Annotated in this window: 27 protein-coding genes; 11 read left to right on the forward strand and 16 right to left on the reverse strand. The window is 63.1% G+C overall.

The window, feature by feature from the left end:
* Positions 1–25: 25 nt before the first annotated feature.
* Positions 26–604: a TetR/AcrR family transcriptional regulator gene (locus tag ACF0H6_RS00950; protein ID WP_395248092.1), complete on the forward strand. Its 579-nt coding sequence runs from the start codon at positions 26–28 to the stop codon at positions 602–604.
* 101 nt (positions 605–705) lie between these two features.
* Positions 706–1170 carry a phage tail protein gene (locus tag ACF0H6_RS00955; protein WP_395248093.1) on the forward strand — a complete coding sequence of 155 codons (465 nt, stop codon included), beginning with the start codon at positions 706–708 and terminating at the stop codon, positions 1168–1170.
* A 73-nt stretch (positions 1171–1243) separates the two neighbouring features.
* On the opposite strand, the gene ACF0H6_RS00960 is transcribed toward ACF0H6_RS00955, so the two are convergent.
* The 4 genes from ACF0H6_RS00960 to ACF0H6_RS00975 all read right to left on the reverse strand — a co-directional run bounded on the left by ACF0H6_RS00960 (position 1244) and on the right by ACF0H6_RS00975 (position 4600).
* Positions 1244–2482 (reverse strand): MFS transporter, encoded by a 1239-nt coding sequence (locus tag ACF0H6_RS00960; RefSeq protein ID WP_395248094.1) that lies wholly within the window; start codon positions 2480–2482, stop codon positions 1244–1246.
* Positions 2483–2533: 51 nt separating this feature from the next.
* Positions 2534–3490 (reverse strand): helix-turn-helix domain-containing protein, encoded by a 957-nt coding sequence (locus ACF0H6_RS00965; RefSeq protein ID WP_395248095.1) that lies wholly within the window; start codon positions 3488–3490, stop codon positions 2534–2536.
* A gap of 159 nt (positions 3491–3649) precedes the next feature.
* On the reverse strand, positions 3650–4153 hold the full coding sequence (locus ACF0H6_RS00970; RefSeq protein ID WP_395248096.1) for a TspO/MBR family protein: 504 nt from the start codon (positions 4151–4153) through the stop codon (positions 3650–3652).
* Between the two features lie 186 nt (positions 4154–4339).
* Positions 4340–4600 (reverse strand): hypothetical protein, encoded by a 261-nt coding sequence (locus ACF0H6_RS00975; protein WP_395248097.1) that lies wholly within the window; start codon positions 4598–4600, stop codon positions 4340–4342.
* Between the two features lie 173 nt (positions 4601–4773).
* On the opposite strand from ACF0H6_RS00975, the gene ACF0H6_RS00980 reads away from it, so the two are divergent.
* From ACF0H6_RS00980 to ACF0H6_RS00995, 4 genes are all read left to right on the forward strand, one after another.
* On the forward strand, positions 4774–5430 hold the full coding sequence (locus ACF0H6_RS00980) for a hypothetical protein (RefSeq protein WP_395248098.1): 657 nt from the start codon (positions 4774–4776) through the stop codon (positions 5428–5430).
* Positions 5431–5654: 224 nt separating this feature from the next.
* Positions 5655–6527: an NAD-dependent epimerase/dehydratase family protein gene (locus tag ACF0H6_RS00985; protein ID WP_395248099.1), complete on the forward strand. Its 873-nt coding sequence runs from the start codon at positions 5655–5657 to the stop codon at positions 6525–6527.
* Positions 6528–6535: 8 nt separating this feature from the next.
* Positions 6536–7567, forward strand: coding sequence for an aldo/keto reductase (locus tag ACF0H6_RS00990; RefSeq protein ID WP_395248100.1), 1032 nt, complete (start codon positions 6536–6538; stop codon positions 7565–7567).
* A gap of 73 nt (positions 7568–7640) precedes the next feature.
* Positions 7641–8651, forward strand: coding sequence for an aldo/keto reductase family protein (locus ACF0H6_RS00995; RefSeq protein ID WP_395248101.1), 1011 nt, complete (start codon positions 7641–7643; stop codon positions 8649–8651).
* Positions 8652–9736: 1085 nt separating this feature from the next.
* Here the strand turns inward: ACF0H6_RS00995 and ACF0H6_RS01000 are convergent.
* The 3 genes from ACF0H6_RS01000 to ACF0H6_RS01010 form a co-directional block, all read right to left on the reverse strand.
* Positions 9737–10762 carry a transposase family protein gene (locus tag ACF0H6_RS01000; protein WP_395248102.1) on the reverse strand — a complete coding sequence of 342 codons (1026 nt, stop codon included), beginning with the start codon at positions 10760–10762 and terminating at the stop codon, positions 9737–9739.
* 163 nt (positions 10763–10925) lie between these two features.
* Complete coding sequence (locus tag ACF0H6_RS01005) at positions 10926–11066, reverse strand: hypothetical protein (RefSeq protein WP_395248103.1); 141 nt, start codon at positions 11064–11066, stop codon at positions 10926–10928.
* Between the two features lie 66 nt (positions 11067–11132).
* Positions 11133–11288 carry a hypothetical protein gene (locus ACF0H6_RS01010; protein ID WP_395248104.1) on the reverse strand — a complete coding sequence of 52 codons (156 nt, stop codon included), beginning with the start codon at positions 11286–11288 and terminating at the stop codon, positions 11133–11135.
* On the opposite strand from ACF0H6_RS01010, the gene ACF0H6_RS01015 reads away from it, so the two are divergent.
* Positions 11287–11457, forward strand: a complete 171-nt coding sequence (locus ACF0H6_RS01015; RefSeq protein ID WP_395248105.1) for a zinc transporter permease — start codon at positions 11287–11289, stop codon at positions 11455–11457. The two genes, ACF0H6_RS01010 and ACF0H6_RS01015, sit on opposite strands and share 2 nt — an antisense overlap.
* Positions 11458–11586: 129 nt before the next feature.
* Here ACF0H6_RS01015 and ACF0H6_RS01020 read toward each other — a convergent pair whose 3' ends face one another.
* The 5 genes from ACF0H6_RS01020 to ACF0H6_RS01040 all read right to left on the reverse strand — a co-directional run bounded on the left by ACF0H6_RS01020 (position 11587) and on the right by ACF0H6_RS01040 (position 14454).
* Complete coding sequence (locus ACF0H6_RS01020) at positions 11587–12723, reverse strand: LCP family protein (protein WP_395248106.1); 1137 nt, start codon at positions 12721–12723, stop codon at positions 11587–11589.
* Between the two features lie 16 nt (positions 12724–12739).
* Complete coding sequence (locus ACF0H6_RS01025) at positions 12740–12970, reverse strand: hypothetical protein (RefSeq protein ID WP_395248107.1); 231 nt, start codon at positions 12968–12970, stop codon at positions 12740–12742.
* 105 nt (positions 12971–13075) lie between these two features.
* Complete coding sequence (locus ACF0H6_RS01030) at positions 13076–13711, reverse strand: LysE family translocator (RefSeq protein ID WP_395248108.1); 636 nt, start codon at positions 13709–13711, stop codon at positions 13076–13078.
* Positions 13712–13981: 270 nt separating this feature from the next.
* Positions 13982–14242, reverse strand: a complete 261-nt coding sequence (locus tag ACF0H6_RS01035; RefSeq protein ID WP_395248109.1) for a hypothetical protein — start codon at positions 14240–14242, stop codon at positions 13982–13984.
* A complete protein-coding gene (locus ACF0H6_RS01040) occupies positions 14236–14454 on the reverse strand; it encodes a hypothetical protein (protein ID WP_395248110.1) in 219 nt (72 codons plus the stop codon). Before ACF0H6_RS01040 ends, ACF0H6_RS01035 begins: the two co-directional genes overlap by 7 nt.
* 312 nt (positions 14455–14766) lie before the next feature.
* On the opposite strand from ACF0H6_RS01040, the gene ACF0H6_RS01045 reads away from it, so the two are divergent.
* Positions 14767–15474 (forward strand): hypothetical protein, encoded by a 708-nt coding sequence (locus ACF0H6_RS01045; protein WP_395248111.1) that lies wholly within the window; start codon positions 14767–14769, stop codon positions 15472–15474.
* An 87-nt stretch (positions 15475–15561) separates the two neighbouring features.
* Here ACF0H6_RS01045 and ACF0H6_RS01050 read toward each other — a convergent pair whose 3' ends face one another.
* Positions 15562–16524, reverse strand: a complete 963-nt coding sequence (locus ACF0H6_RS01050; RefSeq protein ID WP_395248112.1) for a biosynthetic peptidoglycan transglycosylase — start codon at positions 16522–16524, stop codon at positions 15562–15564.
* Positions 16525–16761: 237 nt separating this feature from the next.
* Between ACF0H6_RS01050 and ACF0H6_RS01055 the strand changes: the two genes are divergently transcribed.
* On the forward strand, positions 16762–17460 hold the full coding sequence (locus ACF0H6_RS01055) for a haloacid dehalogenase type II (protein ID WP_395248113.1): 699 nt from the start codon (positions 16762–16764) through the stop codon (positions 17458–17460).
* Between the two features lie 4 nt (positions 17461–17464).
* Here ACF0H6_RS01055 and ACF0H6_RS01060 read toward each other — a convergent pair whose 3' ends face one another.
* The 3 genes from ACF0H6_RS01060 to ACF0H6_RS01070 all read right to left on the reverse strand — a co-directional run bounded on the left by ACF0H6_RS01060 (position 17465) and on the right by ACF0H6_RS01070 (position 19831).
* On the reverse strand, positions 17465–18796 hold the full coding sequence (locus ACF0H6_RS01060; RefSeq protein WP_395248114.1) for an MGH1-like glycoside hydrolase domain-containing protein: 1332 nt from the start codon (positions 18794–18796) through the stop codon (positions 17465–17467).
* Positions 18797–18848: 52 nt separating this feature from the next.
* Positions 18849–19433: an HhH-GPD-type base excision DNA repair protein gene (locus ACF0H6_RS01065; protein ID WP_395248115.1), complete on the reverse strand. Its 585-nt coding sequence runs from the start codon at positions 19431–19433 to the stop codon at positions 18849–18851.
* A gap of 146 nt (positions 19434–19579) precedes the next feature.
* Complete coding sequence (locus ACF0H6_RS01070; protein WP_395248116.1) at positions 19580–19831, reverse strand: hypothetical protein; 252 nt, start codon at positions 19829–19831, stop codon at positions 19580–19582.
* Between the two features lie 255 nt (positions 19832–20086).
* On the opposite strand from ACF0H6_RS01070, the gene ACF0H6_RS01075 reads away from it, so the two are divergent.
* Together ACF0H6_RS01075 and ACF0H6_RS01080 are read left to right on the forward strand one after the other, a co-directional pair.
* Positions 20087–21070, forward strand: coding sequence for a LysM peptidoglycan-binding domain-containing protein (locus tag ACF0H6_RS01075; RefSeq protein WP_395248117.1), 984 nt, complete (start codon positions 20087–20089; stop codon positions 21068–21070).
* Between the two features lie 108 nt (positions 21071–21178).
* Positions 21179–21508 carry a PadR family transcriptional regulator gene (locus ACF0H6_RS01080; protein ID WP_395248118.1) on the forward strand — a complete coding sequence of 110 codons (330 nt, stop codon included), beginning with the start codon at positions 21179–21181 and terminating at the stop codon, positions 21506–21508.
* Positions 21509–21510: the final 2 nt, after the last annotated feature.

Here is a 21510-nt window from a genome sequence, read left to right on the forward strand (position 1 = left end):
AAGTGCCATCATGTAGGATTGATTTATGGCTCGATGGGAACCAGGGGCACGCGAACGGCTCGTAGTTGCTGCCGTCGACCTGTTCACGGAGCAGGGGTACGACGACACCACGGTGGCGCAGATCGCAGAGCGCGCAGGTGTCACGAAGAGCACCTTTTTCCGGTACTTCCCCGATAAACGTGAACTCCTGGTGGCCGGGCAAGAAACGTTGAGCCGGCTGCTTGCCGAGGGGATTGCCGATGCGCCTGTCGACGCCAGCCCGCTCGAGGCGGTCGCTGCGGGCCTGGAGCGTGTGTCGGGCGCTATGGGCCCAATGAACCGCGACCTTGGCCCTCGCATGAAGGCCGCCGTAGCTGCCAGCGCCGAGCTCCAGGAGCGGGACGCCCTCAAGAGTGTTGGCCTCGCGGCCGCCATGACAGCCGCCCTGATCGCCCGCGGTGTGCCCGACCCGACGGCCCATCTCGCGGGCGAATTTGGTGTACTGGCATTCAAGCGGGGCTATGCCGAGTGGTCCGAAAGCGACCGGGGGGCCAAAGACAAGCTCGCGCAATACACTTTGGCGGCCTTGGACGAGCTGCGTGCAGCGAGCGCGTCGCTGGCATGACGATCTACCGGATGGATCACGCCGGCGTCGTAAGCGGTTGACGTCGGCACAGCAGGGCCGTCACGTTATCGTTGGTCCAACACAACTGATCTGGAGGGCGCATGCCGTACGTCGTTGACTTTAAGAATGTTTCTACTGTCGGTCTGGAATCATCTGCGGTCCCCGAAGCCCTCGCTGGGTTACGCGCCAACGAGGGCCGTTACTACAGCAACAAGTACGGCAACGTCTTCGCGGTGAGCCCTGCCAGTGAGGCTCCCGAGGTGGTCGACCGGGTGAGCCGCATCCTCAAGGAGGAGCGCGATATCGTCATAGGCTCCCGCCCGCTTGAAGCAACTGCCTTCGAAGTCGACGGTTTGCGGATGGATTACGTGTTCTACGAGTCGGAGCTGTCGATCAACGTCATGTACAGCATCGAGGACGGCGGGAAGCGAGCTGTCGGATTCAAATTGGCCGATGGCATGGAGATCCCGGAGGAACTGGCATCAAAATTCAAGTTCGCTCGCCAGAAATCAAAGCTGGCGGGGGTAATCCGCGGCTCCTACTTCGTCATTAAAGGCGAGTACTGAACAGCTGCAGTCCTACGCCCGGTGGCTCGTCGACCACCGAGAACGTGAACCTCAGAGGAGTCCGTCTACACGATCACCCGGAGACGCGTAGCGCGCGCCGGCCGAGAGCCCAGACGACCAGAGCGAGGACGATGGCGGCCGAGCCGATGATGATGACACCGGTCCAGCCGCCCGCGTGCCAGATGAGCGCTGTGGTCGCCGATGCGATGGCCCCGGCGATGAAGTTCGTAGTGATCAGGGCGGTGTTCATCCGGCCGCGGGCGGTCGCGGAAATGCTCAACAGCCGGGTTTGGCTGAGCACGTTGGTGGCCTGCACACCGATGTCGAACACTACGATCGCGATCAGCAACACGATGATGGAAGCTTGCCCGAGCCCGGCCAGGATGAGTCCGACCAGGACAAGCGCGAAGGCCGCCCCGCTGGCCGGTACGGACAGGCCGCGGTCGTGGAGCCGCCCGGCACGGCGCGCCAACAGCGCCCCGGCCAGCCCCGCGAGGCCGACGAGTCCGATCGCGCCGACCGAGTAGGAGAACGGCGGGGCGCTGAGCAGCAGGGTGAGCGCCGTCCAGAACATCGTGAACACGCCGAAGTTGAGGGCGCTCAGGATCAGGGTGATCGGGACTGCGCGGTGGACGCGGACCGAGCGGAACACCGAGAGGAGCAACCGTCCGTACGGCACCGCGACGCGGTCGTCCTGGCTGGGCAAGGCGCGCCACAGCAGCACCGCGAAAACCCACGCCGCGACCCCAGCGACGACGTAGATCGCACGCCATCCGAAGTATTGGGCAACGCCGCCACTGATGGTGCGGGAGAGCAGGATCCCGATCATGGCGCCGGAGGCGATGGTCCCCATCACATGACCGCGCTGGGCGGGTGCGGCGAGGTCGCCGGCGAGCGGGGTGAGCAGCTGCGCGCTGACCGAGGTGACGCCCGCCAGCGCCAAGGCCACCAGCAGCAGCGCGTGCCCGGGAGCCAGAGCAGAGCCGAGCAGGGCGACCCCCGCCAGGACGAGCATGGTCGGGATCAGCCGGCGGCGCTTCAGGACGTCGCCCAACGGCACCACCGCGAAGATGCCGACGGCGTACCCGACCTGGGTCACGGTGACGAACAGGCCGGCCTGCTCGTTCGGCACCCGCAGGTCGTGTGCGATGTCCTCTAGCAGCGGCTGTGCCAGGTACAGGTTCGCGACCGCGAACGCTGCTGCCACCGCGAAAAGGAACGTCGTGGCCGGACTGATGCCCGCATGGCGGACTATCGCGCCGTTGCCCAGGGCTGCAGGCTGCGGTTTGGCTTTCGGGGCAGACGATTCCATGAGGACTCCTTCGCAAATGGCAAGTCGACGAGTATCGACGACAGGAACCAGTCAACCGGCGCAGCCCGACTGTAACCAGTCATGCTCTTTACGTGTACTGCCAGTGCACCCCAGGCGCAGGAGGCGTCGGTGGATCAGGCTCGAGGCTGGGGACCAGACTCCGGCTGGGGTGTGAGGGCCAGGCCTGCCCAGTAGGCGCAGGCGCTCGTCGGTGGGGCTGCCAGGCGCGGCCGTGTAAGCGAACATGAACCACTCCGGGTCTGCGGGCAGATCCATCGCCTCGTACTGCAGTTCGAGATCGCCGACGACAGGGTGGTGGAGCCGCTTCACACCGGTGCGGTGGTGGCGCACGTTGTGCGCGGACCAGCGTCTCCGGAACGCGTCGCTGCGGGTCACCAGCTCACCGATCAGATCCGTCAGCTGCTTGTCGTGCGGGTTCTGGCCCGCGTACGTGCGGATCGTCGCCACGGTGTCATCGGCCCCCTGCTCCCAGTCCACGAAGAAGTTGTGCGAGGCAGGGTTGAGGAACCAGAACCGGGCGATGTTGCCCTGGTTCACCGGATCGTCTAGGACCGGTGCGTAGACGGCTCGCGCCAGCTGGTTCGAGGCGATAAAGTTCATCCGGCGGTCGCGCACCCAGACCGGCACCGTCACGGAGTCCAGAAACAGTTGCAGACTCGGCCGCACCGACGGCTCAGCAGTCCGGCGTCGGTTCCGAGGCCGCTCCGGTCCCGCTGCGCGCGCCAGGGCCTCCAGATGGTCTGTCTCCGCTTCGTCGAACCGTAGAGCACGCGCGACCGCGTCCAGGATCTCCGGGGACACCCCGGCCAGATCGCCGCGCTCTATCCGAGCGTAGTACTCGGCGCTCACTCCGGCCAGCATCGCGACCTCCTCGCGGCGCAGACCCGGTACCCTGCGGCGACCCCCGCCGATGATGCCGGCCTGATCGGGCATGATCCGGTCCCTGCGCGTGCGCAGGAATTCGTTGACCTCTGTGCGTTGATCCATGATTACCACGATACGGCCGGTCCTCTCGGCCAGGGAGGTACTGCCAATACGCGTAAGAGACGTGCTCGCTGGGGGAGGATCACCTGCTGTCCGTGTTTAACCGCCCTGCGGTTCCCGGTCACGGCTCCAGGCGTGCGCCAAAGCCGCCTTTACTTTCCGTCAGTTGTTGACGGCCGCGTAGAGGTTCAGGCTGCCGGAGAACACGATCCAAGACAGGTACGGCAGCATCAGCAGCCCGGCCGTCATGCTGATCGGGCCGAATCGCACCACAGTGGCTGCCACTGCCACGGCCAGAGCGGCGATAACGACTAGGCCCAGCCACAGTGCTGCCGAGCCCCAGATGGGGTACATGCCGAAAAACGTCGGTGCCCACGCGAGGTTCAGCAACATCTGAACGGCATAGGCGCTCATGGCGCCGCGGGTGGGGGCCGATCGCTGCCTCCACACAAGCCACGCTGCCACCGCCATCGCCGCATACAACGCGGTCCAGACTGACCCGAAGACCCAGCCCGGCGGTGTCCACGGCGCTTTGTAGGCCGCTGCGTACCACCCCGAGGCGTTACCGACAATTGCCAAGGACCCCAGCGCCGAGGCTGCGAAAGACACTGCAAGGAAACCGACGAGAGCGGCGGCCTCACCACCAAGTCCACGTTTGCCCGACACCAGGCCTCCACGGGAGTGTGTTACTTCGACGACGTGACCAACCCGGGGGCGGCCGAGCCGGTCTTCTGCTGCAATAACGGTCGATCCACCTCTACGAGAGTCCAATCCGCCAACCGCTCCTCAGAAAACCCGGCGTCCATGCACCCACACTACCGACTGGCACCTCATGAATCGTTGCATCGGGCTTTACTTCGCGGCTCCGGGCTGGACCGGCACGAAGTCGATGCCCGTCTGCACCTTCTTTTTCGGACCCCTGGAGAATCCTCTGGCATCGAGATGATTACCAGCCCGGTACGCGGCCAATGCGTCGTCGTAGATTTCATTGAGTCTCTGCCCGGTGAAGACTTCCTGGGTCCCGTCGGTGAAGGTAATGGTCACGGCGGCGCTCACGGGAAAATGCCTTTTCATCCGGATGAAGCCTTCGGAATCCTGTTGGAGAGATATCAAAGAGTGTCCACGCTTTCGGGTTTGGTTGTCTCCAGTCTGGCCTATGGTCGGGCATTTAGTTGCAGAGGCGAGGGACCGCGGCGCTCTTGGCAATGGAACTGAAAGCACCACTTCTTCACCGCACCGCGTGTCGGCGGGCAGAGGGAACGGCGGCGCCGTAGAGATAGAGCGATATGAAAATTACATTCCGCCGCCACCTCGCCGCCGCGTCCGTTGCCGTCTCCCTGCTCGCGGTGGTGACCGCCTGTTCGACGACGGCCCCACACTCCGCGTCGGGTGTGGTCCCTGCCAACATCGCACCCGCCCCAACGGCGGGAACTCAGGCCGGGGCCGTCAAAAAGGTCCACTCGCCCGGGATCGTCGCCATCGACGAACAACTGACCGCCAGCCAGTGCTCCGCCCGGGTGGTGGACGCTGCGCTTGGCCAGTATCTGCCGGACCCGGCCTGCACCCCTGGCGCCACGGACCCCTCTATCACCCAGGACAACATCGGCTCGACCATTTGCAAGAGCGGCTACACGGCCACGGTTCGCCCTCCAGCCTCGGCCACGGACAAGATCAAGCAGGAAAGCCTGCGCGAATACGGCCAGAACACAGTCCACACGACAGAATATGACCACCTGATCTCCCTCGAGCTCGGCGGCACCAACTCAGTGTCCAACCTGTGGCCGGAACCGAACCAGAACGGCGCCACAGGAACCACTAACCCGAAAGACGCCGTGGAAAACACCCTGCACAAAGCCGTCTGCGACCAGAAGGTGAAGCTGACCGACGCGCAGAACGCGATCGCCCACGATTGGGTCACCGCTTTGAAGGACCTCGGCCTGTAATCACGCCGGCGTCGGGAGTGACGCGGTAGAACGGGCGTCAAGCGTCCATCACCGGGTACGGGGGTGTCTGGCTGTCCTAGGACTGGCAGGGCCACGCGCCAAGGTTGGTCTCTGTTCTAGTGTCGAATCGACACCGCGAGTCCTAAACAGGCTTTCCCGGCGACGCCGGAGGGCCTCGATCAGGGCGTCAGGTGCGAAGCGCCAAGCTATTCGAGGGAGTATCGATGAGAATTGCAGTTACCGGTGGAAGCGGAAAGCTGGGCCGGCATGTAGTGCGCCGGCTCGCGGAGGATGGGCACCGGGTGCTGAACCTGGACCGTGCGGGCGAGAGGAGCCCGGGTCTGGCGATCGTGGATCTGCGTGATTACGGCCAGGTCGCGGACGTGTTCATGGGACTCGATGACAGGCATGACGGCTTCGATGCGGTGGTGCATCTGGGTGCCATCCCGGCGCCGGGCATCATTCCGGACGCCGCGACGTTTGAAAACAACATGCTCTCCACATACAACGTGTTCCAGGCGGCCCGCCGGGCCGGCATCAAGAAGGTTGTCTACGCCTCGAGTGAGACGGTGCTGGGCCTCCCGTTCGACGTCGACCCTCCCTATATCCCCGTGGATGAGGAATACCCGGCCCGGCCGGAAAGCACCTATTCGCTGGTGAAGCACCTGGAAGAGCAGATGGCGATCGAGTTGACGCGCTGGGACCCGGAATTGAGCATTGTGGGCCTCCGGTTCTCCAATGTCATGGACGTAGAGGATTACGATCGGTTTCCGTCCTTCGACTCCGATGCCATGCTGCGCAAGTGGAACCTGTGGGGGTATATCGATGGCCGCGACGGCGCGCAGGCCGTGGCGCGGGCCCTTGAAAACGGCAAGCCGGGGTTTGAGGCGTTCATCATCGCCAATGCTGACACTGTGATGAGCCGGTCCAGTGCCAGCCTGGCGGCGGAGGTGTTTCCCGACGTGAAGGTGATCAAGGAACTGGGGGAGCACGAGACCATGCTCTCCATCGACAAGGCGAGGCGGCTGTTGGGCTTCGAGCCGGAACACACCTGGCGAAGCTATGACTCGAAACGCGCTACACCCACCGAGGATTGAGGAACATCATGGAATATCGCACTTTGGGCAACAGCGGCGCCGTGGTATCGAACTACGCACTGGGAACCATGACGTTCGGGGCCGAGGCAACCGAGGAAACATCCCGCGCCATTCTGGACAGCTATATTGCAGCCGGAGGCAACTTCATCGACACTGCCGACGTCTATAGTGCCGGCGCGTCGGAGGAGATCATCGGGCGGTGGCTGGCCGAACGGCCAGATGCCCGGGACCGCGTGGTGCTGGCCACCAAGGGCCGATTCCCAATGGGAACGGCCCCGAACGACGTCGGCACATCCCGCCGCCACCTCAGCCGGGCGTTGGATGACTCGCTGCGCCGCCTCGGCGTCGAGCAGATCGACCTTTATCAAATGCACGCCTGGGACCCGATTACACCGCTGGAGGAGACTTTGCGTTTCCTGCACGACTCCGTCAGCAGTGGCAAGATCGCCTACTACGGCTTTTCCAACTTCCTGGGATGGCAGTTGACCAAGGCCGTCCACGTGGCCAAGGCCTTTGGCTGGAGTGCACCGGTGACCCTGCAACCCCAGTACAGCCTGCTGGTCCGCGAGATCGAATCGGAAATTGTTCCGGCTTCACTGGACGCGGGCATCGGGCTGCTGCCGTGGTCACCGTTGGGTGGCGGCTGGCTCTCGGGCAAGTACAAGCGGGATGAGCCGCCCACAGGTGCCACCCGCCTCGGGGAAAACCCGGAACGCGGCATGGAGGCGTGGCAGGCCCGCAACGATGACCCACGCACGTGGGACGTTATCGGGACTGTGGAGAAGATCGCCGCAGACCATGGCGTCAGTGCCTCCCAAGTGGCGTTGGCGTGGCTGGCGGACCGGCCTTCCGTGACCTCCGTGATCCTCGGCGCCCGTACCACTGAACAGCTGGCGGACAACTTGGCTGCGGCAGGCCTGGAGCTCAGCCCCGAGGAAACCGACCGGCTCACCCAGGCCAGCCAACCGCGCGTCGGCGTCTATCCGTACGGCCCCATGGCCCAGAACCAGCGCAGCCGGAAAATCGAGGGCGGCCGGTAGCACGTGCAGGACGTGTAGGACGCTCGACGGATAGTCGGGAACATCAAGCAAGTAGGGAGAGTGCTGGACAATCATGGAATTCAGATACTTGGGTAACAGTGGCTTCAAAGTCTCGGAAATTACGTTCGGCAACTGGCTGACCCACGGCTCGCAGGTGGAGAACGACGTCGCCGCCCAGTGCGTCCGCGCGGCGCTCGACGTCGGCATCAGTACTTTTGATACGGCAGACGTTTACGCAAACACCGCGGCCGAGACGGTCCTGGGCGAGGCGCTGAAAGGGGAGCGCCGCGAGTCTTTGGAGATCTTCACCAAGGTATTCGGCCCCACCGGCCCCAAAGGCAAGAACGATCTGGGGCTGTCCCGCAAGCACATCATGGAATCGATCAACGGCTCCCTGTCCAGGTTGCAGACCGACTACGTGGACCTTTACCAGGCCCACCGCTTCGACTTCGAAACGCCATTGGAAGAGACCATGCAGGCGTTCGCGGACATCGTCCGCCATGGCAAAGCGCTGTACATCGGTGTGAGCGAATGGACGGCCGAACAGCTCCGCGAAGGACATGCGCTATCCAAAGAATTGGGCTTCCAGCTGATTTCCAACCAGCCGCAGTACAACATGCTGTGGCGGGTCATCGAAGCGGAGGTGGTTCCGGCGTCGGAAGAGCTGGGCGTTTCCCAGATCGTCTGGTCTCCGATGGCGCAGGGTGTCCTTAGCGGAAAGTACTTGCCCGGTGAGCCGGCCCCTGATGGCAGCCGCGCCACGGATGCGAAAGGCGGGGCGAAAATGATTGAGCGGTGGATGCGCGATGACGTGCTCACCGGTGTCCAGAAACTCAAGCCAATCGCGGAGGAAGCCGGGCTGTCCATGCCGCAGCTCGCGGTCGCCTGGGTGCTGCAGAATCCAAACGTAGCTTCGGCCATTGTGGGTGCATCCCGTCCCGAACAGATCGCGGACAGTGCGGCGTCTGCCGGGGTGAAGCTTGAGGCGGACGTCATGGAGCAGATCGACGCCGCGATAGGTGCGTTAGCCGAGCGCGATCCTGCGAAGACGAAGGCTTCTTCCCCGGCAACTCGGGAAGCTTAAAGTCCTTAAAGGCGCGGCCAGTTCCGGGTGCAGCCCGGGACTCCGCCTCCCGCGCATCGAACGGGGAGGCGGAGGCCGGCCTTCAGGATGGCCCGGGTTGTCTTCATCCGGCGTTCCTTCGCGCTGCTGGGATGCGACTCCGTGATTGCCCATGTCAATGCGACGGCGAGAGCCTAGAGTTTGCCAAATATTGCTCTGAATTGTAAGCCGTGCCGGCTGGCAACTTACGGCAAGAGCCAGCAAGCTAGATACAGGGGGTAATGAGGGGCGTGAGCGAAACGCGCTCACGCCGCACGGAAAGGTCCCCAAAATTCCAACACCAAAACGGCGACTCGATCCCTTGATCCGCAGGTACTTCAAACCCGGCGAGCCCACCCTCGCCGATGCCAAAGGGCTGGGCGAGCTAAAGCCGGTCGAGCCGGCCGCTCGGCGGGCGGGTGTCCCGCTGCTTGGTGATGGCCAGGTCTACGTGATGAAGCGCGGAAGGGACTACCACACCAGGTGGTGCCAGGCTGTGGCCGACAAATGGGGCCAAGCCCCCAGGGGACTTCTCGTGACGATGCTGGCCGACATCGGGGGGCGAACCCAGTGCAAAGAATGCGCTCGGCCGTTGAAAGCAGCGACGACGTCGTCTGCGAGGGATGACCAAATGCAATCCGGACCCGGCCCGGAACCGCCGTTGCCTAATGCTGTCATCGCGCTGAAAGTCATGGGGGTCGCCCATGGAGTGCTCGTTCTGGCAGCGGGGCCGGAATATCGGGAACAGCTCAGGGCGACCGCAGTGGAGCCGGCGACACCCCTCTATGTAGACGGGCGACGCGACGGCATAGTCGCGCGGTTGGACGTTGGCCGCCCTGAACCGCTCCCTGGTCTGTCAGGCTGGACCCCCGTGCCACTTTCCGGAGTGGACCGTACCAAGTGCACTTGCGGCGCCCGCTGCAGCGGTCAGCGACTAAACCCTATGCGGTGGCGTACGTTGAACCGGCGCCGCCGGCTTAGTGCACGGCAGTGAGGTGGACAGGCCTTCCTGCCTCAGGTCTCCGCCGGTTTCTTCTTCTAAACATGCATGTACCTGTTACCTCATGTCAATACCTCCGGGAAGGGGCATTCGTCGCCTCAGTTGAATATCTCCGGTTGGGTCGGCGGTTCCAGTCCTCGTTGACGGGGGGTTTCACGGGTGCGGGCTGCTTGGCCGTGGCGAGGGTTTCGAGCCGGCCCGTGAGGGACAGGATCTGCCGGGACAGGGCGGCAGGTCTGATCTTCTTGTATTCGGTGTTCATGCGGAGCACGGCCATAGGTGAGACCCTGGGGTCGGCTTTCGTGCGTCTGTGCGGGGTTGCCGGAGCGTCGTGCTTCTTGGTGACCTTGGATCCGACGCGGATTTTGGCGATGAGCTTCTGCTGGGGCAGCAGGTAGTTGGTGAAGATCCGGTCCAGTTCCCAGACCTGGTTCAGCAGCTCCGGTTCCGCGGCGGTGTCGTAGCGGAGGTAGCCGACGAGTTCACGGACCCTGGCCCAGTTCTTCTGCTCCACGTGGGCCCCGTCGTTCTTGTTGCCGGACCGGGAGCGGGTGAAGGTGATGTGGTGTTCCAGGCAGAAATCGAACAGATGGTTGTTGATGAACTCGCTGCCGTTGTCCGAATCGATGCCGATCACGGGAAAGGGAAACACCGACAGGACGTGCTGCAGGGCAGCGAAGACGTGCTTCTGCGCCCGGTTGGGCACGGACCGGTTCACCGTCCAGCCCGTGGCGATGTCGGTGACGGTCAGCGTGAAGCAGAACTGCCCGGAGTTGTTGGACCCTTCATGGCCGACCAGGTCGATCTCCACGAACCCGGGCACGGCATCATCCCACTGCGCCCAGGTCCGGATCGGGATCTGGGATTTCAGCAAGGACCCGGGCTTGGTGTGGGAGCGCCCCCTGGGCAGCAGCTTGGCCCGTTCCCCGGCCAGCCGCCTGTCGATCGTTGCCGCGCTCATCCGCGCCAGCAGGGCCGCCTGCGGATCCGTGACCTGCAGCGCTCCCTCGTCCCGCAGCATCGGAACAAGTTCAGGCATCTCCGCCGCCAGCAGCCGTCCGGCCGGCGCCCGCAGCACCGCCCAGCACTGCACCAGACCTGGCTGCAGATCCGCCCCGTACACCGGAGCCCGGCCCGCCCGCACCGGACGCGGCCTGGGCGGATCAAGGGCATGCCGCAGCACCGCCCGCGCATAGTCCCGGTGCCAGCCCGTCAGCTCGACCAGCTCGTCCAGGATCCTGCCCTTCCGGAGCCGATCACCGGCCCGGCTGCTTCGTCACGGCCTTGCGTTCGGCCATCGTCAGTCCCATCCACCCTGCGTAACCCGCGACCGCCCGCCCGGCAACCCCGAACCGCCCGGCAACCCCGAACCAGCCGGAGAAATACTTATGAGGCAACGTATGCCCCTTCGCGGAGGTTTTTTACGAGTCAACTCGGGGCATTGCAAGTTGTCTATATGTTGCCTAGCGTGTGGTTTGTGGGCGGTCCGGCGCGGCCGTGAGGTGGTCTACCGCGTGGCCGACCAGCACGTCGCACATGTGGTCGCGGATGCTTTCGCCCATGTCCAGGAGGCGCCGGGAGCCGGTGCCGCAAGCGATACCAAAGGAGCCCATCACCATGTCTGATACTGACCTGCATGCAGAGCATTCCGTCGCCGAGCACACGGGCGCCCAACACACCCACGGCGCCGACTGCGGCCACGAGGCCATCCAGCACGGCGACCACACAGACTACGTCCACGACGGACACAACCACGCCGCGCACGGGGACCACTACGACGAACACTGACACTACAACGAATGCCGAATCCGTCCAGGGCGGGAGTCCGGACAACGCTGGAGGACCTTGCCGAGGGCCAGGACGCGAGGTGTCCTGGCCCTCGGCATGCTCCGCGCGCTAGTCGCTGTCCAGCTGGCATCACTCACGTGTTTCCCTTATTTGACGCAGGGGATGGAGCCGCCTTGAAGGGCACCGGTCGAGTCCGCGTAGGTGTTCGTCGTGGGGGTTGGGGCCGGGGCAGGGTTTCCGGCCGCAGGGGTTGATGCCGGGGCTGCCGGTGTTGCTGCGGGCGCCTGGGCTTCGGGAGCCGTGGCCTGGCTGCCCGGGTCCCCTGCTGCGGTGTTTGCTGCCGATGTGGGGGCGGCCTGTGTTGTTGGTGGCGCGGGCGTGAGGAGTTCCTTGACGGTGGCCTGGACCCTGGTCGATGTCGACGGTGTTGATGGAGGCGCCTTCCGGGGACCAACCGAATCCCGTGATGGGCAGGGTGGTGAACGCGATGTTCCCGCCGGTCAGGGAGGTGGCCTGCTGGGCAAGCTCGATGAGGTTCAATTCGGAGTCGACCACGATGTTTTTGCTGACCGCGTCCAGGACTCCCTGCATTTTTCCGATGTCGGTGAAGGTTCCGGCTTGTTTGAGCTGGTGGGAGACGGAGGCGATGAAGGCTTGTTGGCGGCGTTCGCGGTCCAGGTCAGAGAATTGGTAGTTCGGGTCGGTGGTGTCGCGGCGTTGCCGGACGAACGCCATGGCTTGTTTTCCATCGATCTGCTGCATCCCGGCTTTGAAGTCAGCTCCGGAGAAAGTGTCCTGAGTGGCCTTGTTGATACACACGGTGATGGGTGCGATGGCCTGTGCAGTCTGGTAGAACGCGGCCATGGTGACTTCGAGGAAGTGATCGATGTGGACGTTGTTGCCGAGGAACTGGGTGACGGTGGCGATTTCGGCCTTGCGGCCGGCGTCGCGGGCTGCCTGGTAGGTGGTGTCGTCGTCGGCCTTGCCGGCGTTGATCAGTGACGTCTTTGCGGCGTCGAATCCGTAGCCGTAGGCTTCTTTGATTTTGGCTTTGAACGGCCCGCTTCCGGGGACCCCGGTCACGTCGACGTAGTCGTCGCGAGGGATGGAGATGCCGGTGGCCTTGGATCCGTCCGCGGGGATGTGGATGAGCATCAGGACGTTGGAGTTATAGCCGCCGATGCTCGCATCCCCAGCGTGGAGCGCGTCGTACATTTCCGGCGGAAGCGGATGACCCTGCTCATCAACACGGGTGTCCAACCCCATGACCAGGATGTTCGTGTCACTGGGTCAACTTCGGGACATTCTGTCCGGCCAAGGCATCGGAACGGTGGAGATTGCCGTTGAAGTTCAGCGCCGTGATGCCCACAAAAGCAAGAGTTCCAACCACTAATGCGGCAACGGACAAGACCGCGATGAGGGTGATCCGCCGACGCCGGACCTTGCGTCGACGGTCCCGCTGCAGGAGCTGCTCGTACAGCGAGGAAGGTTGCCCGTTGTTGGTTTGGGTCATCAGTTTCTTCACATTCGGGAGGGACCGGGTGACGGCTGTCTTAGGTAGTGAAACACCGCCACCACCGGCGCCTGTTCTCTAACCATGATTGCATTCCCCGGCCCGCTAGGCGGAAGCCAGGGACTTCGTCAGGATTGTCGCGCCGACGCCGGCCAGCACGGTACCGGATCCGCCGGTGATGATCCGGTTCACCCTGGGGCGGGCCAGTGCCGTTGAAATCTTCTTGAGCGCATGTACCAGCACGACATACCAGATCAACGCGGTGAGGAGGAAGATCCCCGCCATCAACGCGTGCTGTCCCAAAGGGGGAAGCGGGGCGAGATTGAATTGAGGGAAAAGGGACAGATAGAAGACGGCCACCTTGGGGTTGAGCAGGTTGCTCACCATGCCCTGCACGAAGGGTGAGTCCGCGCGGAACCAGAACTTTGGTTCCGACGTCGTGGCTTGACTGCGGGGGCGGCCGAAGGCCTCCAGGAGGGCGCGGGTCCCCAGATAGAGCAGGTACGCAGCACCTGCGATCCTGATGGCGTTGCCGAGAATTTCCGACGCTCCCAAGAGCGCCGTGACTCCGAGCACGGCGAGTAGGGCCAGAATCGTGTTGCCGACCATGATTCCGATTGCTGTGGTTGCCGCTGATCCGGGTCCGCGCGGAGCGTTTTTTAGCACAAGGGCAAAATCAGGGCCGGGAACCAGGACCACGACGACGCAGGTCAGCGCAAAGGCCATCAGCTGTTCGACCATTAATGACTGCTTTCGGAGGATTGGATCTTCGGCCCGAACCAGCCAGCGGCCGGACACATGCCCGGACGCGAAGATACGTCCCTGGCCGTAGCTTAGGTTGACTGCCACCTGTTGCCTTGAAAAGTGTAGCCGCGTCCGGCGGGGGAGCGCGATCGACGACGGAGCCACCCGCGCCGGTGACACCGCGGAGGGTACCATGGGCGGCAGCCACAGCAGCGGCTACTGCCAGGTTGCAGGCGTCCGGCCGCTTTGCTTGGGTGCTGACTTAGCTCATCCGGCGGGTGTGTTCAGGGTCGGGAGCCATCCCAGGGCTTGCTCTTCGTCGGAGAAATAGCGGCTCGGGCACTTTGGCATCGGCAGCCCGCGCCGGCCGTGGGCTATCACCCGGTCCACCGGAGTGCTGCCAAGGACTGCGAAGGCTGTGATGGTGACCGCTTGGCTGAAGAACCGGAACGCGTCTCGTGTGATGTGTTCGACCCCGGTGATTCGCAGCAATACCGCAGTGCCCTTACCGCCCGTCAGGGTCAGCATTGCTCTCGGGCCAAGGTTCCGTCCTCTGCGCTGATCTGGCCGCCAGGACGCAAACTGATCAGGACGAACCCTTCGCTGGTGCGTTCCACTGAGACATTCGGCAGGTGATTGCCGGGGGACTCCGGGCTGCCATCCGGGTCGGCCGCACCGGGACCAGTGTTCACCATTGCAGGCGAGAGTAATTCGCCCTCGCCTTGTACCAGCGTTGTCATCAAATCCCCCAAGAATTGATTCGACTGCGACTCCATCGTCGCAACTTGGCCTCGCTTCCGCCAGAGTCCTCAAGGTCAGCGCATTCCCGAATAATCGGGGCGTCCGCGAACCTCTATAACCCATTTCTGTTGCTCAGCTATCCAAGTAGAAAACACTCTATTTAGGAAGCCTTTCGATTGTATACCGTGATCACCATCACATTCATCGCTGCCCGGGATCGGTACGTCGGAGGACTGGCCTTGGCAGTTGTGGCATGGCTGGGCTGGTTACCCCCACGAACGCCGTGCCGCCAGGACAATTGGGGTTCATAAATGAAAAACACGCTCGCACCGTTCGGAATCTTGTTTGCTCTCGTCATGGGATTGACTGGCTGCGGAGGTTCGGCAAATCCGGGAAACACCGCTGCTTCGTCGTCGACATCGACCCCTACACCTACGCCGAAGACGTACACGAATGAGGAACTCGCATCGCTTGTTGCGGGGTTGAAGGATGATCAAGGCAAGCCGTTGACTGTAGTTCCCGCTGCGCAGATCGATCAGGGCCTTATTGCGGCGAAGCAGATGCTCCAGTCCGCCGTCATCGCACCTCCAGCGTGCGCGGCTTTGGCCAACACCAACGCGCAGGTCCCTGACGGGGCGACCTATGCCGCGGGGCAGAGCGTCTCTGCCGTGGATAAGACCGTTACGGTGATTACCGCACTTGCGGTGAAGGACCCCGCGGTGCTTGCCACCCAGACCAAGAAATCGACCGATGCGTTGGCTCAGTGTTCGACGTTCACGATCGAGGCGGGAGGGCAGAAGATCAGTACCCAGACTCAGCCGTTGCCGGAAAAGACCAGCGGCGATCAGTCGATGGGGGCGTTGATCACCCAGGTCCTGCCGACGGGCCAGAAGGTGACCACACTGACTGTGACCGGGGTGAAAGGCAATCTCGGAGCGACCGCGATCAAGACCGGCACAGCAGTTACCACAGACTCGGCGGCTGAGCTGGTCAAACTCGTCAACGCCGTCCTTGGCTAGTATCTCTGTCCAGGCCCGGTGTGCTGTTCACGCGGACGACGGCGGATCTCATGATCGGCGACCACATCTGACCTCGGGCCGAGGTTCTTAGCCGGCCTCGCTCTGGATGCGGTCCTTCACGCTTTGGGGCATGGTCGAGCAGGCGTCATTGTCGGCGCGCTGGGCGGCATGGCTGTCGGCGGTATCCGTGATGCCCACGGTAGCCACCGCCGCCTGCCACCCGCCCAGGCCCGCGAGCTGCCGGGGGACCCAGACGTTCGCTGCGCCGTTCACCAGGTTCCACACAGCGGGGTGGACGCCTGCGCCCAGATAGATACCGCCGTTGGGGTCCCGCTTGACCAGGTCAGGAAGCGGAAGGACGCCCATCAGCTGCGCGGACTGGTAGTCCGACATGCTCCAGGGCGGTATACCGAAGTAGTACCAACTGGCGGCGCAGACGCCGTATAGATGGGGGCCGAATTGAGCGTAGTTGAGGTAAAGCTCCAACGTCCGCGAGGGGCTCAAGGTGTAGCTGAACTGGGTTGCCAGGACGGCCTCAATCCCTTTGCGGACAGCGCTTTGGTCGTCCCACAGGAAGATGTTCTTGACCAGTTGCTGAGGGATCGTGGAACCGCTCGGGTCCGGTTTTCCTTGGAAATAAGCTTGCGCCCTGGCCTGGAAATCTCCGAGATCGAAGGCGCCGCTGCGTGTGCCGAGCTGTTCGTCTTCATGGGCGATAGTCGCGGCAAGCAAGTGACGGCTCATGTGGTTGATGGAGACGAACTGGTAGACCACCGGCTCACCGCCTTCGAGCATGTATGCGGTGCGCGGCGGCGTTACGCCCATGCTGAACATGAACGCGATGATTTGGATCAGAACCAGCGGGGCGACTAAGGCCAGAAGGAGCTTGCGACGCCACTTGCGCTTGGGCCGCTTGGCGGGCTGGCTGTCTGCGGGGACCGGCGCTTGGGCCTGATCCGGCTCCGGGACCGGCAGCGGGGAGCTCGTGACTTTGGGCGGCGCTGACGTCGGCCGGCCCGTTGGGGGAATCGGTGGTGTTGGAGTACGCATCGGTTGCCTTCGCTTCTCGTCGCGCCCGGTCACCCCTTGAGGGGATGGAGGAATGGGACGAGATTCTACCGGGCCTCCCTGATTGCACCTTTCAGGGAGCCGAGCGGAGACTCCCGGCAAACCCCCGGACGCTCGCTTTCGAAGCGGCGGATTGCCGGCGGGTGGGCCACTACCATCCTGGCGTGAGATCGGGCAGAGTGGGATTCGGGGATCCCTGCCCACTTTTAAGGAGGACTTGTGAGCGCGCCACCCTCAGTTATTGTTTTTGACGTCAATGAAACCCTTTCGGACATGTCGCCGATGGGGGTTCGGTTTACCGAGGTCGGCGCTTCGGCTGGCTTGGCGAAACTCTGGTTCGCCACCCTTCTCAGGGACGGGTTCGCCCTCGCGGCGGCCGGAGGCAACGGAGTGTTTTCCGAAATTGGCGCCGAGGCGCTGCGCGGCCTGCTTTCCGGAACTGACCTCAACTTCGACCTCGGCCAGGCCGTGGAGCACATTATGGCCGGGATGGCCGCGCTGGAACTGCACTCCGACGTGCCCGACGGCGTCCGGGCACTTGGAGAAGCCGGGTACCGGCTGGTGACCCTGACGAATGGATCCACCGCGGTGGCCGAGAAGCTCTTCGGACCTGCCGGTATCCGTGGCAGCTTCGATGCCCTGCTTTCGGTCGAAGACGCCCCGGCTTGGAAGCCGGCACCGGCGGCCTACGCCTATGCGGCACAGGCTGTGGGTACCGACCCTTCGGAGATGTTGTTGGTTGCCGTGCACCCGTGGGACATCCACGGAGCGGCCAAAGCAGACCTCCAAACAGCCTGGATCAACCGCGCCGGCGCCCCTTATCCCGCCTACTTCAACCCGCCGGATTACACCGTCACAGCCCTGACTGAACTACCGGCCGCTCTGGGGGCCGAGAGCGGCGGGGGCCCGTCGAGGTAGCGCGCTACTGTAGCCACTCAATGGCGGCAGCGGCGGTCCATGCCTGGGCCAGGCTTCCCAGGGGTTCACCAGTGAAAGGTTCGTAGTATTCAGCGAACTGCAGGTCCGCTAGTTGGCACAGAGACGCCTCCCTCAGGTCGCTGTAGAGCTCCAGATGGCCGTCGCGTCGGCTTGCCCATCCGAACAGGAGGTTCAAGAAGGGCCAGACAGGTCCGCGCCAGTACGTGCGTGGCTTGAATGCCGGGCTATTCGGCGACGTCGAAGGAGGCAGTGCAAACGCCAGACCAGGATGACCCATCCAGTCCTTGCCCCGCAGCATTTTTCGCTGAACCTCCAGTAAGGCCCGGTCCCCGCCCGCAACCAGGGGAGCGAAGCCCGAAATCGTCTGGGTGGAAATCCATTCTGCTGCCCCGACGTCGTAGTCGCGGGCCAGACCGGTAGCAGGGTCTACCGTGGCTGCCACGCCGTTCCGGAACCGTGTGGCCATCTGGTGCAGTTCCGCTGCCTCGGGGTGCCGTCCGAGTTCCTCGCCGAGATCGGCCAGGACGTCGCTCGAGGCGGCCATGATGGCGGAAAAGAACACGTCCCGGACTCTGAAGTCCACCACTTGGGGTATCAGCCGGTCGTTGTAACCAACGGAATCCATCTGTTGGACCAGCCATAAGTACTTGGTGTACTCGGCGTTATCCGGTCTTTGGACGGCATCGGCAACATGGAGAGTGTCGCGACGGGTAAACGGTTCGACATGTCCAGGATGGATACTGCCGTATGGGCCGTCCCAGCGAGGGGAATTGTCGAAACCGGATTCCCACCCGTGGTGGATCTCGATCAGTCCGGTCCCCTCCGGGTCCCGGGCTTCAGCCAGCCACCGGTGCCATGCCAGCCAGCTGTCGAAGGATTCTTCCAAGAACGCCTCCGCAGCTTCCTGGTCGTTTCCTCCGTTTTCCCGGCCCCGGTCCACGATATGACGCAGCGCGATGGCATGGACGGGAGGCTGGCAAATGCCGCTGGTCCGCACCCCGGCCGGACGTGCGGTGACGGCGTCGGTGCCCCACCGGTCCGGTCCTGGAAAGTAGCCGGTTTCATCCTCGCTGAAGACGATGTGGGGAATCATTCCGGTTGACCACTGAGCGCCAAGCAGGGTGCGCAACTCTTGGATCGCACGGGATACGTTCACTCGCGCCAAGCCGATGGTGACAAATGCGGCATCCCAGCTCCACATATGCGGATACAGGTTTGGCGCCGCAGTTGTCATGGTCCCCAGGTCGTTCGTCCGCAGAACCTCTACGGCGGCACTGCGGATCAGTTCATCGGATGTCTCGCGCGTGCAGGTCATGGGGCCTCCGAAGCCGGCGATTCATTGTGCGAGTTGTGCAAGTTGTTTCTTATCAGTGTCCGGGTGCCTTCGCAGCTTTGGCGGCCGCCTTGGCAGCCTGCTTGCTGGCGCGCACTTTTCTCAGAGACTCCGGATCCACAATGTCGGCAACGGAAAGAAACGCGCCTTCCTGGCCGTAGGAGCCGGCAGCCTCTTGCCACCCTTGTGCCTTGAGGCCGCACTGCTTGCCGAGCAAGGCGAGGAAGATCTTTGCCTTTTGTTCCCCGAACCCCGGCAATTCTTTCAACCGGCGGAGCACTTCCTCGCCGTTCGGGCCATCCTGTGTCCAGATGGCAGTGGCGTCCCCGTTCCAATCGCGCTGGACGGTTTCGGCGAGGGCCTGAACGCGACCGGCCATGGAGCCGGGGAATCGATGCACAGCCGGGCGTTCTTTGAAGACCTCAACGAACCCTGCGGGATCGTATTCGGCGATCGCCGCAGGGTCCATGGAGCCGATGCGCGTCATGATCTTTTCGGGTCCGGCAAAAGCCGATTCCATGGTCACCTGTTGGTCAAGAAGCATGCCGGTTAGCAGAGCGAATGCATCATCGCCGAGCAGCTTATCTGCGGCGGGGTCGCCAGTAATATGGAGTTCCATGCGCCCATCCTCCCATCTGTTCTGATCCGCGTCATGAAGTCAGTCGACCGTTGTCACAACAAAGGATCACGGCGAGATCGACGGCGAGATCGACGGCGACATGGCGGTCCGCGTGGGGGACCCGCATCATCCAGCCTGCGGTGACGTCAATCGATGAGGATGCGGCCGTCCGCCCAGACGTGCGCCAAGGTCAGATCCAACTCGGTGGCTACCGGCCCGGGGCGGAAAAATGAGTTGTATGCTGCGTCAGGGTCAGCGGACTCCCGGGCCCAGCCGCTGATCAGCTCGTCGTAGGCATCGAGGATACGGGGATCATCGGCGCTGCAGCCCAAGTCGCTGGCTAGGGCGCCCAACAAGTCCTCCATCGTGTACTTCAGGTGATTTTCGATGTACTTCATGACGCCTCCCTTGCAACCAGGGCGCCGACTCATCCGCGGACGCCGATGATTCATGATGGCGCTGCGGACCCGCTGTGGGAAGGGGAACTGCCTGTGGTTTTACTGAGAGGTTTCCGCTCGCCCGTGAGGGGTTGAGGACAAGATTCATCCCTTATGCTCAGTTTGGTTTATTTGGACAGATACTCCGCGGGATCGGAGCGCTTTGGGGGTAAGCAAATGATTGAAAACCGTGATTCTTCACGCATAAGAAAGTACGTGCCAAACGGCTGGAAAGCCGCTGCACTCGCCGTTTTGCTATCGGCAGGCCTAACGGCGTGCACGTACGGAGCGCCGTCAGCGGAAACGGCCACGGCGAAGCCCACCGTGAAGCCGACGGCGGGGCCGACTGTTGCGGATTCGTTTGGCAATGTGGACTTCTACACCACCGTCTCCGGCGATTCTTTGGCGGGGGTGGCCGGCTCGTTCCATCTTTCCGAGAGAAAACTCGACGAATTCAACCTGCTCCAGCCAGGGGATCCGCTCCCGCCAGGCACGAAACTTCGCCTGATCCCCGCTCCGGGTCCGATGCTTGGTGCAAAAGGGACTGCCACCACCGATCCGAACGGCATTGCCACCAGCTATGTGATTGAGCCCAACGACACCCTTGGCGGTATCACCTACCGATTCGGCATCACCGAGGAGCAGTTGGCGGAAGCGAACAAGGTCCCCTACACGTACGAGAAAGGCAACACCTACTTTGTCCGCGCCGGGAACAATATCCGGCTGCAAAAGAATCCGGTGGATAGCAGGTCGGGTGCGGGAAAGACTGTCTACAATCCGTTCGGCCAGGGTGTCTTTTACACCACGGTGGACGGAGACTCGTTTGACAGCATCGGTTACAAATTTCGCTCCACTACTGCCCAACTGATGCTTTACAACCCGTCCCTTGTGGCAGACAAGCCGATCCCTGCAGGCTCCAAGCTGAGATTGATACCGGGCGATCTGAAGATCGAAGGCGCCCAGGGCACCTTCACCGCCGACGCCGACGGGATCCCTCTTACCTACACGACGGCGGCGGGGGACACCGAGCGCCAAGTCTCGTTCCGTTTCGGCGTGTCGGAGCAGGCGAATCTGGAATCGGCGAACCGACCCCTCACAGGCACCAACCGCGTTTGGTACGACTTCACCGACCTACCCTCCGGGGAGTTGACTCCGGGCCAGACCATCAGCCTCGCCTTGGACAAACCCATCCACAAATAGGTCCTTATAACGCCTGGAGGCGTTCATCGTAGAGGGTTGCGCTTCTACTACTTAGCGATACTATGTACTAGTAGTTAGTATCACTGAGTAGCTGGAGGGGGGTGTCTGATGGGCAAGCAAATGACGGAGATGCTCAAAGGAACGCTGGAGGGCATCGTTCTTGCCCTCTTGACCGGTAGACCCGCATACGGCTACGAGATCACCACCTTGCTTCGAGCGGAGGGCTTCTCCGATATTGCCGAGGGCACCGTGTACGCGCTGCTTGTCAGGATCGAACAGAAGGGCCTGGTCGACGTCGAGAAGCGTCCGTCCGAGAAGGGGCCGCCGCGCAAGGTGTACTCACTCAACGCCCAGGGCGAGCAATACCTGGAGGATTTCTGGACAACGTGGAGCTTTCTGGCCGAGCGGCTGGAACAACTCCGTCAAGGAGGGAATTAGAC

It is taken from the genome of Arthrobacter sp. NA-172, assembly GCF_043952055.1.
Taxonomy (GTDB): Bacteria; Actinomycetota; Actinomycetes; order Actinomycetales; family Micrococcaceae; genus Arthrobacter.